Annotated in this window: 14 protein-coding genes and 1 riboswitch; of the genes, 3 read left to right on the forward strand and 11 right to left on the reverse strand. The window is 63.7% G+C overall.

Translation table 11 applies throughout. The annotated features are described in order from the left end of the window. Window positions 1-9: 9 nt before the first annotated feature. On the reverse strand, window positions 10-1,860 hold the full coding sequence (locus RQI28_RS04830; protein WP_311221422.1) for a TonB-dependent receptor domain-containing protein: 1,851 nt from the start codon (window positions 1,858-1,860) through the stop codon (window positions 10-12). A gap of 83 nt (window positions 1,861-1,943) precedes the next feature. Beyond that, window positions 1,944-2,186: riboswitch (cobalamin riboswitch) on the reverse strand. A gap of 35 nt (window positions 2,187-2,221) precedes the next feature. Here RQI28_RS04830 and RQI28_RS04835 point away from each other — a divergent pair. Then, the gene (locus tag RQI28_RS04835) at window positions 2,222-2,443 is read left to right on the forward strand and encodes a DUF904 domain-containing protein (protein WP_311221423.1); all 222 of its coding nucleotides are present in this window, start codon (window positions 2,222-2,224) and stop codon (window positions 2,441-2,443) included. After that, window positions 2,440-2,853, forward strand: a complete 414-nt coding sequence (locus RQI28_RS04840; RefSeq protein ID WP_311221424.1) for a cell division protein ZapA — start codon at window positions 2,440-2,442, stop codon at window positions 2,851-2,853. Before RQI28_RS04835 ends, RQI28_RS04840 begins: the two co-directional genes overlap by 4 nt. 354 nt (window positions 2,854-3,207) lie before the next feature. On the opposite strand, the gene RQI28_RS04845 is transcribed toward RQI28_RS04840, so the two are convergent. The 4 genes from RQI28_RS04845 to hemN form a co-directional block, all read right to left on the reverse strand. Further along, a complete protein-coding gene (locus RQI28_RS04845; protein WP_311221583.1) occupies window positions 3,208-5,664 on the reverse strand; it encodes an EAL domain-containing protein in 2,457 nt (818 codons plus the stop codon). 5 nt (window positions 5,665-5,669) lie between these two features. After that, window positions 5,670-7,004 (reverse strand): DUF3391 domain-containing protein, encoded by a 1,335-nt coding sequence (locus tag RQI28_RS04850; RefSeq protein WP_311221584.1) that lies wholly within the window; start codon window positions 7,002-7,004, stop codon window positions 5,670-5,672. A gap of 126 nt (window positions 7,005-7,130) precedes the next feature. Beyond that, window positions 7,131-7,853 (reverse strand): sulfite exporter TauE/SafE family protein, encoded by a 723-nt coding sequence (locus RQI28_RS04855; protein ID WP_311221425.1) that lies wholly within the window; start codon window positions 7,851-7,853, stop codon window positions 7,131-7,133. Between the two features lie 2 nt (window positions 7,854-7,855). Beyond that, window positions 7,856-9,238: an oxygen-independent coproporphyrinogen III oxidase gene (hemN, locus tag RQI28_RS04860; RefSeq protein ID WP_311221426.1), complete on the reverse strand. Its 1,383-nt coding sequence runs from the start codon at window positions 9,236-9,238 to the stop codon at window positions 7,856-7,858. Between the two features lie 194 nt (window positions 9,239-9,432). Here hemN and fnr point away from each other — a divergent pair, with 194 nt between their 5' ends. Beyond that, window positions 9,433-10,152 carry a fumarate/nitrate reduction transcriptional regulator Fnr gene (gene fnr / locus RQI28_RS04865; protein WP_311221427.1) on the forward strand — a complete coding sequence of 240 codons (720 nt, stop codon included), beginning with the start codon at window positions 9,433-9,435 and terminating at the stop codon, window positions 10,150-10,152. Window positions 10,153-10,238: 86 nt separating this feature from the next. Here the strand turns inward: fnr and RQI28_RS04870 are convergent, their stop codons facing one another. From RQI28_RS04870 to ccoO, 6 genes are all read right to left on the reverse strand, one after another. Beyond that, window positions 10,239-10,505, reverse strand: a complete 267-nt coding sequence (locus RQI28_RS04870; RefSeq protein WP_311221428.1) for a hypothetical protein — start codon at window positions 10,503-10,505, stop codon at window positions 10,239-10,241. An 80-nt stretch (window positions 10,506-10,585) separates the two neighbouring features. Further along, the gene (locus RQI28_RS04875; protein WP_311221429.1) at window positions 10,586-10,867 is read right to left on the reverse strand and encodes a FixH family protein; all 282 of its coding nucleotides are present in this window, start codon (window positions 10,865-10,867) and stop codon (window positions 10,586-10,588) included. 74 nt (window positions 10,868-10,941) lie between these two features. Further along, complete coding sequence (gene ccoG / locus RQI28_RS04880; RefSeq protein ID WP_311221430.1) at window positions 10,942-12,387, reverse strand: cytochrome c oxidase accessory protein CcoG; 1,446 nt, start codon at window positions 12,385-12,387, stop codon at window positions 10,942-10,944. A gap of 84 nt (window positions 12,388-12,471) precedes the next feature. Continuing rightward, complete coding sequence (gene ccoP, locus RQI28_RS04885; RefSeq protein ID WP_311221431.1) at window positions 12,472-13,386, reverse strand: cytochrome-c oxidase, cbb3-type subunit III; 915 nt, start codon at window positions 13,384-13,386, stop codon at window positions 12,472-12,474. A 32-nt stretch (window positions 13,387-13,418) separates the two neighbouring features. After that, complete coding sequence (locus tag RQI28_RS04890) at window positions 13,419-13,556, reverse strand: cbb3-type cytochrome c oxidase subunit 3 (protein ID WP_311221432.1); 138 nt, start codon at window positions 13,554-13,556, stop codon at window positions 13,419-13,421. A gap of 32 nt (window positions 13,557-13,588) precedes the next feature. Then, a complete protein-coding gene (gene ccoO / locus RQI28_RS04895) occupies window positions 13,589-14,221 on the reverse strand; it encodes a cytochrome-c oxidase, cbb3-type subunit II (protein ID WP_311221433.1) in 633 nt (210 codons plus the stop codon). Between the last annotated feature and the right edge of the window lie 17 nt (window positions 14,222-14,238).

Below are 14,238 nucleotides of genomic sequence, written 5' to 3' on the forward strand. Positions count from 1 at the left end.
GACAGCGCCTTACTGTGGCGCCCACTTCAGCGCCACATACAGCGTGCGGCCTTCGGTGGCATAGGTGCGCGCCGTCTCATAGCGCTTGTCGCCCAGGTTGTCCACGCGGGCCAGCAGCGTGAAGTCGCGCGACACGCGGGTGCTGGCATACAGGTTGACCATTCCGTAGCCGCCCAGCACGTTGGTGTTGGCGGCTTCGTTGAAGCGGCGGCCTGAGGCCTGCACTTCGGTGCCCAGCGTCCAGCCGGCGATTTGCGTGTCGGCGCCCAGCGATGCGTGGCGCTTGGAGCGGCGTGCCAGCTGGCGGCCGGTGTCCAGATCGCGCGGGTCTTGCCAGTCGAAGGAGCCGCGCAGGTTCACGCTGGCAATGCGGTGCACGGCCGAGAGCGTGATGCCGGTGTATTCGGCACGGCCGATGCTTTCATAACAGCCGAAGTCGTCACGGCAAGTGCCCGGCGCGCCGAAGTTGATGAGGTTGCGGATGCGGTTGCGGTACGCCACCACGCCCACGCTGCTGTCGCCTTCGGTCCAGCGCAGGCCGGCTTCGATGTTGCGGCCCGATTCAGGCTGCAGCGTCGCCACGCCGTACTGGCTGAAGCGCTGGTACAGCGTGGGCGCGCGGAACGACGTGCCGCCCGACACGGTGGCGCGCCACTGCGGCGTGACCGCAAAACCATAGGCCAGGCTGCCGGTGCTCTTGCCGCCGAACTCGCTGTCGTCGTCGCGCCGCAGGTTGGCCTGAAGCGAATGCGCGCCCACCGCCACGCCGTAGCCCAACGCCAGCGCGTTCTGCGAGCGCTCGCCGCGCAGATCGGGCGTGCCCGATGCCGCGGGATTGTGCAACTCGTCCTCGCGGCGCTCCAGGGCAGCGGTGACCAGGTGGGCGCCCAGCCGCCATTCGTTCTGGAAGAGATAGTTGCGCAGCGTCGTTTCGGTCAAGTAGAAGCTGGGCGTGGTGCTGTACTGGCTGCGCGACGCGTTGGCCTGCAGACGCGTGGTGTAGGCATCACTCCAGCGTGCCACCCAGGCCAGCCCGCCGGTGCGCAGCTGGTGGTGGTTCAGGTCGTCGGTTGTACGGGTGTTGTCGTATTGCGATTCGAGGTTGCTGGCCAGGAGCGTGCCTTCGATGCGGTGGCGCGGGTCGATCTGCAGGCCGACGCGGGCGTTGCCGGAGGTACGGCGGTAGCCGTCGTCATCGGGGTTGGCGGTGGCGGTGGTGCGGGCGTTGAAGCCGTCGCTGCGCTCGTGCGAGATGCCCAGCGAATAGTCGACCATGCCGGCGCCTCCGCTCACGCCCGCCTGCGCGGTGCGCGTGCCGTGGTTGCCCAGGCCCAGTTGCACATAGGGTGCGGGCTTGCCCTCGCCCTTCTTGGTGAAGAGCTGGATCACGCCACCGATCGCGTCGGAGCCATAAACCGCGGCAGCCGGGCCGCGCAGCACTTCGATACGGTCGATTTGCGCGAGCGGAATCTGCTCCCACTGCGCACCGCCGGTGGTCTGCGAATCGACGCGCACGCCGTCGATGTACACGGCGGTAAAGCGCGATTCGGCGCCGCGCAGAAACACGCTGCTGCTGCTGCCCTGCCCGCCATTGCGCGAGACCTCCACGCCCGGCAGACGTGCCAGCAGATCGCTCACGCCCACGGCGCCGCTGCGCTCGATGGTGTCGCGGTCGACCACCGACACGTCGGCCACCAGATCAGTGAGCGGGCGCTCCACGCGGGTGGCAGTCACCACGGTGTCGCGCAGTTGCGTGGTGGTGGCGGCCTGCGCCAGCAGGGTTTGTGCAGCGGCTGGCCAGGCAGCGCCCAGCGCCAAGGGAAGCGCAGCAAGGCGCAGGAAGGAAAAGCGGTTGTTCATCAGAATGGGCACAGCAAGAATCACCCTGACCGGCCTCCCCGCCGATCGTTGGGTATCACGGCCGCCCGCGCCCATCAAAAGACGCCAGCGGCCACCGTGTTGGCCGGTATCCGGGCTGGCGGCACGCCCTCCATCGCCTTCCCAGGCGCTTGTTCAACGCGCCCAGTGGCTTGTGGATGGAGAGGGAATCGCAGGGGCGATTCGGCCGCTGACCGTTGCGGGGGCAGCGCAGGTTCAACGCATACCCGATGGGGCGCGCCTTCCTGCTTCCCGTTGAACTGCAGCATGCGAACCACGCCGCGAGCACCAACAACATGATTTTACGGCGCTTTGCCGGCACAACCCTACAATCTGGCGCTCTATGGCAAACACCTCCCCCATCGATGAAATCGCCGAGCGGGTCGAGCGGCTGCTGTCGCGGCATGCCGAGCTGCAGCGCACCAACACCTTGCTGGCGCAGCAGGTGATGAATCTGACGCAAGAACGCGATTCGCTCAAATCCCGCCTGAACGCCGCACGGACGCGGGTCGATGCCCTGCTCGAACGCCTGCCAGAGACCCCCGACATGAAAGACGCACCATGAAGCAGATCGAGGTCCGGATCCTGCAACAAAGCTACCTGCTAGCCTGCCCCGAGGGGCACGAGCCGCGACTGCTCGAGGCGGTTGAGCGCGTCGACACCGCCATGACGCGCATTCGCGACGCCGGCAAGGTGCGGGCACGCGAGCGCATTGCCGTGCTGGCTGCGCTGAATCTGGCGTTCGAAGTGTCTGACCGGGAAGCGGCGCAGCAATCGGCCGACCTGCAAGCTCCTGCCACCACGCCGGCGGCGCTGCCGCCCCCCATAGAAGTACCTGTCGAACCACGCCTCTTCGACCAGGCCGACTTGGCACTTGAAGAACGCGCCGAGCCGTCTGTGGACACACAGCAGCGCATCGACTCGCTGCTACAGCGGCTCGACCGGGCTCTAGGCGACGAGGGGCGCCTACTCTGATCTGAAGGCGCGGTCTGCCACGAGCGGCGCGCTTATCCTCCTGATCGCACCGGCATGCAAGCCCAACCGGATCGCCAACACAACCCGATGGGTTTTGCGCTTGCAGCCCACGATGCCAGGCCTACAATCGAGTGGTCTGCGGTGCTGCCGGGCTTTATATTTCCTTGAACCAATGCTCCCTGAGCACGGGCTTGGTAAATTGCCTGGTGAGCGTGATCATCTCGCGTCAGATGAACCCAACGCCTGGCTGCCCTCGCCCACCTGAACCCCCGGTTCAGGATGACGGCTCGGTGGCATTCGCAGACACCTTATTCCTCGCTTCTCCTTGCTGACCGCCTCCTAAGGGCTTCTCGATCAGGGCGGTGTCTTTGTCGCCAGCGCAGGCGACCAGACATATTCCTTGCGACTGGCAATCAATGCTCGCAGCTCTGGAGCAGGTAGCCCCGGAGCACACAAGAAACCCTGAAAGTGCTGGCAGCCCATCTGCTCCAGCGCTGCCCGCTGGGCCAGCGTCTCCACACCTTCCGCAATCACCTCGATGTGCATGGCCCGGCCCATGCTGGTGATGGCACTCACGATGGCGCGGTCGCCCTCGTCGTCGGGCAGGCCGCGCACGAACGACTGATCGATCTTCAGCTTGTGGATGGCCAGTTTCTTCAAGTAGGCCAAGCTGGAATAGCCGGTGCCGAAATCGTCGATGGCCAGGCCGGTGCCCAGACGCGCCAGCGCGATCAGGCGCTGCTCCATCTCTTGCGCATCCTGCAGCAAGATGGTTTCGGTCAGCTCAAGTTCCAGCAAGGTGGCGGGCAATCCGTGCCGCTCCAACAGTTGCGTCAGCCGGGGTACAAAGTCCGGCTGGCGAAACTCCAGCGCAGACACGTTCACAGCCACGACCAATGGCGTGCCGGACCGCATCCATCGCACGGCTTCTTGGATAGCCTCCTCCATCACCCATGCGCCCAGGGTGACGATGTAGCCGGACTCCTCGGCCAACGGAATGAAAACGCCGGGGGACACCGGCCCGAACTCGGGGCTGTTCCAGCGCACGAGTGCCTCGGCGCCCACGATGCGGCCCGAGGCCATCGAAACCTGGGGCTGGTAATGCACCGCCAACTGTCCCAGGCCCAGGGCCTGGCGCATTCCGTGTTCCATCTGCATGCGAGAAAGCAGATTGGCGTTCATCTGCGGCTGGTAGAAACCGAAATTTCCGCGGCCCCGGTCTTTCACGCGGTACATGGCGGTATCCGCCTGCTTGATCAACTCGTCGAGCGTGCTACCGTCTTGCGGGTACAGGGCCACGCCGATGCTGCACTGGATGGAAAAGCCCATGGCATCCAGCACGAAGGGGCGCAGCATGTCTTCAAGGATGCGGCGGGCCACGTTCTCGGCCACGGAGACATCACCCGCATGCAGGTAGATCACAAACTCGTCGCCACCCAGCCGGCAAAGCATGTCGGTATGCCGCAGGCACGATTGCAAGCGCTCGGCCACCAGCTTCAGCACGCGGTCGCCGAAGGGATGGCCCAGCGAGTCGTTGATGATCTTGAAGCGATCCAGATCGAGAAACAGAATGGCAAACCCGGGGCCCTGATCGCGCGTGGTGGATTCGATCGCCGCCTCGACACGGCGCGCCAGCAGCAGGCGGTTGGGCAGCCCGGTCAGCAAATCGCTGAACGCGAGTTCTTCAATGCGCTTTTGCGCCGCGCGCTCCGAAGTCAGGTCGCGCATGAAGCCAATGCTCTGCACGATGGCACCCGCATCGTCGCGCAGCGCGACCCACGACAGGTGGACAACGCACTGCGTGCCGTCGGCGCAAGGCAATGACAGATCGCCTTCCCAGAAACCTTCCCGGTCCCAGCCGGCACCCACTTCAGCCATGAGCGCAGCGCCGTTATCCTCGGCAATGAACAGCACGACTGCTGGCTGGCCGAGCCGCGACCGTGGTCCCACGCCAATCAGCTGTTCGCAGCCGGGGTTCATGCGCACCAGCACGTTGCGATGATCCGCGATGAAGATAGCGTCAAGACTCGAATCGAAAACCCTTGCCGCTAGCCGCAGTCCCGCCTGCGCCTCGGCTTGGCGGGTGATGTCGCGAAACGAAAAAACGCGTCCGATCGGCCGGCCCTGAACCAGCTGCGGCACCGACCTGCGCTCCATGAGCGCGCCGTTGCGCAACCCGATCAGATCTATGGTTTCCTGAAGCGGTTCACTGGCGATGGCAGCAAGGCGGGCGCGATAGGCTGGCGCATCGGCCACTTGCGCCTCCAGATGCGCATGCACGGCCGCATCGTCGCGCTGCACCAGCAGGTCTCGCGGCACATTCCAAAGCAATGCAAGCCGCTGATTGAAGGCCCGCACGCGGCCCTGCAGATCGCACACCATCATGCCGTCGGCGGCCGAATCCAGGGTGGCGCGCAATTCCGCCAGCAAGGTTTCAAGCTCGTGCTCGGCAGCGCTTTCGCTTGTGCGATTGACCATCGTCATCATCAGCAGCACCTCGCCGTCAGGCAGCGACACAGCCACCACGCGGCGGTCCACCGGAATCAGCTGGCCATCCTGCGCAAGCACGATGCTGCGCGAGTGCAACCCTTCCAGAATGCTGCCCAGCGACTGGCCCCAGAAAAAATGGTCTTCCGGCGTCGCCGCCAGTTGCTGTACCGGCTGCCCGACCATGCCGCTGGCATGCCGGCCTGTCAGGTCGACTGCAGCCTGGTTGGCATGCAACACCTGTTGCGTGTGGGGCTCGACCAGCCATACGGCTTCGGCCAGGCCATCAAAGACCGCGAACCACCCTTCGATGGCACGTGGCAATAGAGTCACGTGGTCGCCTCGTTCGGGCCAGGATCGACCGCGCGCTCGAAGAAGTAGCAGATGCGCTGGCGGGGCGACAGGTAGTCCAGTGCGTCACGCGGCAACTGCGATGGGCGCAGGCTGCGTCGAATGCCGAGTTCAGGCACGTTTTCCAGGTCCACCACAAGCGCCTCGTCCTTCGGAACACGAGAGTCGTGAACCAGGACACGGGGACGCAACGGCCTTGCAGAGTTGACCGAAATGACCAAGGCGTAGCGATCGTTCACCAACTGCACAACAGAGCCAGGCGGGTACACGCCCATCATCCGGATGAAGGCCCCCAGCACCACCGCGTCGAAGCGTGCCTTGTGCTGCGCGAAGATGACTGACAGCGCCTCATGCGGCGTCAGTGCGGAGGCGCCATGCAAGGGGTTGCACATGCGGTCGTAATGGTTGACCAGCGCCACGATCTGGCCAGGACGGCTCAGGTCTTCTGCATGCAGCGCCAGTGGAAAACCGCTGCCGTCCGCCATTTCATGGTGCTGGGCAATCGCCACCAGCACCGGGCCGGGCAGCCCCATGCGCTTGGCCAGGTTGACCGATTCGGCCACATGGCTTTCGTATCGTTTGCGGTCTGCCGCTACCTGAGGGGTGGCTGGCTCGGCGACGTGGAACGGTAGCGCCTGCTTACCCAGGTCGTGCAACAGCGCCGCGACGCCGATGCCGTGCAATCCGTCGCCGTTCGTGCCCAGCGCCTTGCCCAAAAGCAGCGACAGCACCATGACGTTGACAGGGTGCAATGCCGGCTGCACTCCGACCCCCTGAGACAAAAGACGGATTGCGGAATCACCGTTGTCGAGCACATCGGCAACACAACTGGCGACCAGCGTGTCAGCATGCTCACGGGCTTGCCTTGGCTCCGCAGGCGCCTTGGCAGCAAGCCGCTGGTACTCCCGCGTGGCATCGGCAAAGCGCTGGTCGCACTGCTCCAGCGAGAGTCGCTGAGCTTTCAGCAGTGCGAGTGAAGCGAGACGCTTGGCGCGGATGCTGTACAGGCCACCTGACGTGGCGTCAGGCGCAACTGCCACAGGCTCTTCAGGCTGCGCAACTTGATCTTCAGGCGTGGCTGACGGGCTGTCGCTGGCGACCACATCGCTCTTGGCAGGAAGGTAGCGAACCTGTTGCAGCCCGAGGGAGCGAAGCAGTTCGATTTGCCCGGTGTTGGCTACCTTGAAGCTGCTCGTCGGAAAGGGATGGTGCATCCAGCCCACATCGAGCTGGATATACATGCCAACGCGCAACTGGTTGATATCGATGAGGACGGTAGTGGTGTTCACGAAGGAAGGGCTCGGCACGTGCATCCTGATGCCCAGGCCAATAAGGTCGTAGGACATTATCGCCACTTGGAGCCCACCAGTAACAAACGTCAAGAATGGTGTTGCTGCAATACTGCCATCCCGCGACATATGGTCAGTGCAGAGCTCCTGTCAGGCGCACCATTGCGCCTGGACATGGTCGCTCAAATCCATCCAGATGGCCCACGCGGCGACGCAGAAAAGCAGCAAGCCTGCCCCACGGGTGCCCCAGCCGCCGCGCGCAGCGTTCAGGCGATGACGCAACCACCCCCAGGCCCAAGGCCCCGCGACCAGCCATGCAGCGCTGCCGGCGCCAAACAGCGCCATGGTCATCGCCCCTTTCCACACACTACCGCTCAACGCGGCCACAAGTAGTGCGGAGTAAAGCAACCCGCAAGGCATCATCGCCCATGCCACGCCAAGCGCCAGCGTGCCGCCCGGCCGCGCCAGTATCGGCCGAACGCGGGCCCAGACGCCGCGCCCTGCCCGCTCGATCCAGGCGGGTTGCCGCGCGTGCAGCATCATCAAAACACCCCAGGCCAGCACCGCGACATGCAGCAAGGTCCATGCAGGCCGAAGCGCTGCCGTCTGCTGGGTCAGCCAGGCCAGGCTATCCATTGCCAGCGCGGCCAGGCCTCCGGCCAACGCGTAACCGGCCAAGCGACCCATATGGAAAGCCAGGGCTCGGGGCAGTGACGGCCTGGCCACCAGCCGCACTACCTGCTCGGGCGACGCATCCAGGCCCCTGCCGTCCTGACGGGTGATGGCGCCACAAGGCGCGGCGCACATCGCAAGGCAGTGCGGCCCACCGACCAGGCCCATCAACAGCGCGGCCCAGGCAGTTGCGGCCAGCATGATCAGATGATGCGGGAGAACCGCGCGCGATTGCGGTCCACCTGCAAGTGCCGGTCGAAGACCATGGCCACGCCGCGCACAAAGAACCAGCCCATGGCGGTGACCGTGATGCCGTCACGGCCCACGACGACCAGGCCTTTGCCGGCCATGTCTTCCAGCTGCTCCATCTCGAGGGAAAAGTACTGATGAAAATCGATCAACCACGACTGCTCCATGGGCTCGAAGAGAACCTCACCCTGGCACATCAACGCCATGATCACGGCCCGTCTCAACAGGTCGTCGCGCGTCAAAGCCAACCCGCGCACCACAGGCAAGCGGCCCTGGTCGATGAAGTCGTAGTACTCATCGAGCGTCTTCGCGTTCTGGCTGTAGGTCGCGCCGACGCGGCCGATGGACGACATACCCAGGCCGATCAGATCGCAATCAGGCTGGGTGCTGTAGCCCTGGAAGTTGCGGTGCAGCCGGCCCTGGCGCTTGGCCACCGCCAGCGCGTCGCTGGGCAGCGCAAAATGGTCCATACCCACGTACACATATCCTGCATCGATGAAGGTATCGAGCGACCGCGACAGCATCGACACCTTCGCCGTTGCCTGCGGCAACTCGGCAGGAACGATGCGGCGTTGGGGTTTGAAGCGCTCTGGAAGGTGAGCGTAGGCATACAACGCAATACGGTCGGGCCGCAGCTGCACCACCTGGGCCAGCGTGCGATCAAACGATTCGGGTGTCTGGCGCGGCAAGCCGTAGATCAGATCGATGTTGACCGACTCGAACCCCAGTCGCCGTGATGCAGCCACCAGGTCGAACACCTGCTGCGCAGGTTGCACGCGGTGGACTGCCTTCTGCACCTGTGAATCGAAATCCTGCACGCCGAAACTCAACCGGTTGAACCCCAACTCGGCCAACAGGCCCAGGCGCTCTTCAGTGACAGTGCGCGGATCCACCTCGATGGAATATTCGCCGCCCGGCACCAGGGAGAAACTGCGCCGCAGCATGGCCATCAGTTCACGCAGTCCCTCATCCGACAGAAAAGTGGGCGTGCCGCCACCCAGATGCAACTGGCTCACTTGCTGGCCCACTCCACAGTGGGCGGTGTGCAGGTCGACCTCGCGGCTCAGGTAGCGCAGGTAGACCTCCGCACGCTCAGGGTGCCTGGTAATGATCTTGTTGCACGCGCAGTAGTAGCAGAGCGACTCGCAAAATGGAATGTGCACATACAGCGAAAGGGGCAGCGCCTTTGCCGCCGACCCTACCCTGCGCTGCTCCAGGGCAAGAACGTATTCGTCCTGCCCGAACGCCTCGACAAATCGATCTGCAGTGGGGTAGGAGGTGTAGCGTGGCCCTGGCACGTCGAAGCGACGCAACAGCTCGGGAGTAACAGCAGTCATGACAGATTCCTTGGGTCCGGCGGTCGACTTTGCCGCAGCCCCCTCCTGCTGTCCTTGACATTAATCAAGTGATGAATGGAAGCGCACTGCCACAATCAGTCCCATCTCAACAGCCTTACAAGAAGCTGTACCACCCGAGTGCGCCCACTCTTGCCCATGAGCAGGCGCAGATCCACCGAGGAAGCCCAGCGCACATGAATTTGCAATCGATCAAAGTGGCCTGCTCCAACTGCAACTTGCGCGAGCTTTGCATGCCCATGGGGCTGAACGAGCAGCAGCTCGAACGCATCGACGAGATCGTGGCGGTGCGCCGCAAGATCAAGCGGGGCGCCACCCTGTTCCGCAATGGCGAGACTTTCACCTCGCTCTTCGCAATACGCACCGGATTCTTCAAGACCTGCGTGGCCACCGAAGACGGGCGTGACCAGGTGACGGGCTTTCAGATGGCGGGCGAAATCATCGGCCTGGACGGCATCGTGAACGATCACCACAGCTGCGACGCGGTGGCGCTAGAAGACGCAGAGGTCTGCGTCATGCCCTTCGACCGTATCGAAGAGTTGTCGCGTGAGGTGACCGCACTGCAGCACCACGTACACAAAATCATGAGCCGCGAAATCGTGCGCGAGCACGGCGTGATGCTGCTGCTGGGCAGCATGCGCGCGGAGGAGCGCCTGGCGGCCTTTCTGCTCAACCTGGTGCAGCGCCTGCATGCTCGTGGTTTCTCGCAGTCCGAACTGGTGCTGCGCATGACCCGCGAGGAAATCGGTAGCTATCTGGGCCTCAAGCTCGAAACCGTGAGCCGCACCTTCTCCAAGTTCGTGGAAGAAGGCATCGTCGAGGTCAAGCAGCGCCACGTGCGCATTCTCGAGCCCGACGCGCTCAAGCGCATCGTGAACAGCCAATCCTGCCACTGATAAGCGACAGCCGAAACCTGCACGCGCTTGATTGCGGCCAGGCTCCCCATCCAGCGACGCCGTGCATTGCAACTGGGCCGCCTCCTTCACAGATACTTCGCGCAATCCGTGGGGCGATCCGCTGGTGGCACAGGGCACCGGTTCATCTCGAACGGCGACAGCGACAACAGCGTGGTGAGCGCACCCGCCGCCATGATGATTGCCCAGAACATGAAGAACGCAACGGTGTAGACCCCCTCGCGTGACAGCGCGAGTGGCTGGTCCGACCAGTGCAGTGCGGCCGGATCGACAAAGGCGAACACGACCATCTCCATCACACCGGCCATCAAGAAAGCCGGCCATGCGATCCACATCAGGCGCCGCGCCCATGTAGCCTGCACTCGCGGTGACTGGGTACGTAGTCGACGGCCCGCCTTGCTGCGCTGGCGCCTTGTCATGGCAAGTCCGTGACTGGCGTGGCCGCGTGATTGCGCCCCTTCACGGCGGGCGCCATGCGGGTGTCTTGCTGGCGCAGCGTCTTGTTGATGTCGAGCCCGCGCTGGTAGTAGTCCTCGGCCAGCACGGGGTCGGGCTGGCTGATGGCCAGCCACAAGGTGACGAAACCCGCTACCACCACAATGGCCGGGCCGGCGATGATCAGCCACACATAGCCAAAGCGCCACCATGGCGCCGGGGCAACAGGGGTCTGCTTCGTTGAGGACAGGGCATGCGTCATGGACAACTCCTAGCGACCTTGGCCGCGCTCATCACAATCACAATCCGACGGGGAAACCGCAGGCATACGGACAACTACCGGGGCACCAGGAACACCGATTTCTCGACGACCTGCGTGCCTGAGCCCTCCACCCGGATATCGAAGAACACCGGGTGCGATCCAGGCGACGCAGCGCCGTAAGGCAACTGCAGCCGCACCGCCACCCAGCGCGCTTCGGCCGGGCCTATCTCCACTTCGGGCTCCGACGTTACCTCCAGCCCCTGCAGACCATGCGCACCGATGCGATAGCGCTGCACGCCTTCGGTCGCATTCATGATCTGCAGGCGGTAGACGTTCTCCAGCCGCCCACCAGCCACGATGCGAGACAGGGCAGCCCGGTCACGCACAACATCCACTTTCAGGGGCATGCGCACCATCAGGCTTGCCAGCAGGCCTACGCAGAGCAGCACCAGCAGGGTGCTGTAGATCAGCACACGCGGCCGCAGCACGCGCCCCAGCATCTGCGACTGGCTCCACCGGTTCGCCATGCCGTTCTGTGTGGAAAACCGGATCAACCCGCGCGGGTAGTGCATCTTGTCCATGACCGTGTTGCAGGCGTCCACACACAGGCCACAGCCGATGCACTCATATTGCAGCCCGTCGCGAATATCGATGCCCACCGGGCACACCTGCACGCACAGGGTGCAATCGATGCAGTCCCCCAGGCCTTTGGCGCGATGGTCCACGGCCTTGTTGCGAGGGCCACGTTGTTCGCCCCGGGCTTCGTCATAGGTCACGATCAACGTGTCGTTGTCGAACATGGCGCTCTGGAACCGCGCATAGGGGCACATGTACTTGCACACCTGTTCTCGCAGAAAGCCGGCATTGCCGTAGGTAGCGAACCCGTAGAACACCACCCAGAAAAGCGGCCATGAACCCTGCAGCGCCAACAGTTCGGCGCCTAACTCGCGAATGGGGACGAAGAAGCCCACGAACGTGAACCCCGTCCAGGCCGAGATGGCAATCCATAGCAGCTGCTTGACGCTTTTTTTCCAGACTTTCTCGAGAGTCCAGCGCCCCTTGTCGAGCCGCAAGCGTGCGCTGCGGTCGCCCTCCACCTTGTGCTCTATCCACATGAACATTTCGGTGTACACCGTTTGCGGACACGCGAAGCCACACCACAGGCGCCCGGCCACCGCCGTGAACAGGAACAGCGACAGCGCCGAGATGATCAGCAGCCCGGTGAGATAGATGAAGTCCTGCGGATAGAGCACCAGCCCGAAGAGATAGAACCGCCGCGCGCCGAGGTCGAACAGCACCATCTGCCGCTCGCCCCATTGCAGCCAGGGCAGGCCATAAAAAACCAGTTGCGTGATCACCACCATCAGCCAGCGCCAGCGCGCGAACACGCCACTGATGGAGCGCGGGTAGATCTTCTTTTGCGCTTCGTAAAGCGATATCACCTCGGCCTGGGTGCTGTCGTCTACGGCGGCTGGCGTGATCGGGATGACCTTGCGGGGCCTCCCTTCGGCGGGCTTCATGATGGGGCCTGTGGCGTTGGCTTGGCGTACAAGACGGGTGCGAAAGGAATGGCCGATGCCCTGCTGGGCAAGGGCCCTGAGGGATCAGCGCTTTGCGCCGGCCTGGTGGGACAGGCTCCAGACGTAGGCGGTCAACACACCGATCTGGCTGTCGGTCAGCTTGCCGGCCTGCGCCGGCATCTGGTTGGTCTTGCCATTGTTGATCATGGCGGCGATGGCCGCTTCGCCCCAGCCGTGCAGCCAGATGTCGTCGGTCAGGTTGGGCGCGCCCAGGGCCGGATTGCCCTTGCCATCCATGCCATGGCATGCAGCGCACACCGTGAACTTTGACTTGCCGAGCGATGCACGCAGTGAATCGTGCGGACTGCCCGAGAGGCTGAGCACGTAGTGCGACAGATTGCGCACATCTTCGGGTGAGCCTACCGCCGCAGCCATGGGCGGCATCACGCCGATACGGCCTTCCTGAATGGTCTGGCGAATCTGCTCCGGCGCGCCACCGTGCAGCCAGTCGCCGTCGGCCAGATTGGGAAAGCTCTTGCTGCCGCGCGCATCAGAGCCATGGCACTGTGCGCAGTTGTTCAAGAAAAGACGCTCCCCGATCGCCATGGCCTGCGCATCGCCTGCCATGTCTGGCGTATTCATAGCGGCAAAGCGCGCATAGAGCGGCTGCAGTTCGGCATTGGCCTTGGCTACCTCGGCTTCATATTCGCCGCGCTGTGTCCAGCCCAGCTTGCCGGAAAACGTGCCCAGCCCCGGATAGGCCACCAGGTAGCCGAGACCGAAGACGATGGTGATGACGAACAGCCACATCCACCAGCGCGGCATGGGGTTGTTCATCTCCCGCAGGTCTTCGTCCCAGACGTGGCCTGTGGTGTTGTCGGCTGTGGCCTCGACCTTCTTGCGCGAGGTGATCCAGAGCAGGAGGGCACAGGCGAGGATGCCGACCAACGTGATCCCGGCGACATAGAGGGACCAGAAATTGTGGGTGAAGTCACTCATGGGTTGTTTTCATTGGTTTTGCGTTCAGCCGTTCAGTCCTGCTCGAAGGGCAGTTGCGCCGCCTCGTCGAAGCGGGCTTGGTTGCGGCGCAAAAAAGCCCACACCCAGATCCCCAGAAAGCACGCCATTGATGCCAGCGTGGCCACGATGCGCATGGTGGTGATGTCCATTGCGGGCTCCTTCTCTTTTCGTTTTCAGGTGTTCACTTGAGCGCACGGCCCATCACCTGCAGATAGGCGACCAGCGCGTCGAGCTCGCTCTTGCCCTTGACTTCAGCAGCGCCGGCATCGATCTCTTCCTGGGTGTAGGGCACGCCGACCATGCGCAGCGCACTCATGCGCGGGGCGACGACGGCGGGGTCGATCTGCGTTTTTTCCAGCCACGGATAGGCCGGCATGTTCGACTCGGGCACCACGTCGCGCGGGTTGTTCAGGTGAATGCGGTGCCACTCGTCGCTGTACTTGCCACCCACGCGGTGCAGGTCGGGGCCGGTGCGCTTACTGCCCCACTGGAAGGGGTGGTCATAGACGAATTCGCCGGCGACGGAGTAGTGGCCGTAGCGCAGCGTCTCCGCGCGGAAGGGGCGAATCATTTGCGAGTGGCAGTTGTAGCAACCCTCGCTCAAATACACGTCCCGGCCGATCAGTTGCACGGCGGTGTAGGGCTTCACGCCCTCCACCGCTTCAGTGGTCGACTTCTGGAAAAAGAGCGGCACGATCTCGACCAGGCCGCCCACTGCCACCACCAGCAGGATCAGCACGATCATCAGGAAGTTATTGGTTTCCACCTTCTCGTGGGTGAAACCAGTCGATGTGTTTTTGGAGTTGTCAGACATTCAATGGCTCCTCGAAG

It is taken from the genome of Acidovorax sp. WCS2018Noco2-16, from assembly GCF_031843945.1.
Classification (GTDB): Bacteria; Pseudomonadota; Gammaproteobacteria; order Burkholderiales; family Burkholderiaceae_C; genus Paracidovorax.

What these genes read in the sequence shown, in the direction of transcription:
- RQI28_RS04830 (WP_311221422.1), bottom strand. Translation starts at nt 1,860, where the DNA reads ATGAACAACCGCTTTTCCTTCCTGCGCCTTGCTGCGCTTCCCTTGGCG.
- RQI28_RS04835 (WP_311221423.1), top strand. Translation starts at nt 2,222, where the DNA reads ATGGCAAACACCTCCCCCATCGATGAAATCGCCGAGCGGGTCGAGCGG.
- RQI28_RS04840 (WP_311221424.1), top strand. Translation starts at nt 2,440, where the DNA reads ATGAAGCAGATCGAGGTCCGGATCCTGCAACAAAGCTACCTGCTAGCC.
- RQI28_RS04850 (WP_311221584.1), bottom strand. Translation starts at nt 7,004, where the DNA reads ATGCACGTGCCGAGCCCTTCCTTCGTGAACACCACTACCGTCCTCATC.
- RQI28_RS04855 (WP_311221425.1), bottom strand. Translation starts at nt 7,853, where the DNA reads ATGCTGGCCGCAACTGCCTGGGCCGCGCTGTTGATGGGCCTGGTCGGT.
- hemN (WP_311221426.1), bottom strand. Translation starts at nt 9,238, where the DNA reads ATGACTGCTGTTACTCCCGAGCTGTTGCGTCGCTTCGACGTGCCAGGG.
- fnr (WP_311221427.1), top strand. Translation starts at nt 9,433, where the DNA reads ATGAATTTGCAATCGATCAAAGTGGCCTGCTCCAACTGCAACTTGCGC.
- RQI28_RS04870 (WP_311221428.1), bottom strand. Translation starts at nt 10,505, where the DNA reads ATGTGGATCGCATGGCCGGCTTTCTTGATGGCCGGTGTGATGGAGATG.
- RQI28_RS04875 (WP_311221429.1), bottom strand. Translation starts at nt 10,867, where the DNA reads ATGACGCATGCCCTGTCCTCAACGAAGCAGACCCCTGTTGCCCCGGCG.
- ccoG (WP_311221430.1), bottom strand. Translation starts at nt 12,387, where the DNA reads ATGAAGCCCGCCGAAGGGAGGCCCCGCAAGGTCATCCCGATCACGCCA.
- ccoP (WP_311221431.1), bottom strand. Translation starts at nt 13,386, where the DNA reads ATGAGTGACTTCACCCACAATTTCTGGTCCCTCTATGTCGCCGGGATC.
- RQI28_RS04890 (WP_311221432.1), bottom strand. Translation starts at nt 13,556, where the DNA reads ATGGACATCACCACCATGCGCATCGTGGCCACGCTGGCATCAATGGCG.
- ccoO (WP_311221433.1), bottom strand. Translation starts at nt 14,221, where the DNA reads ATGTCTGACAACTCCAAAAACACATCGACTGGTTTCACCCACGAGAAG.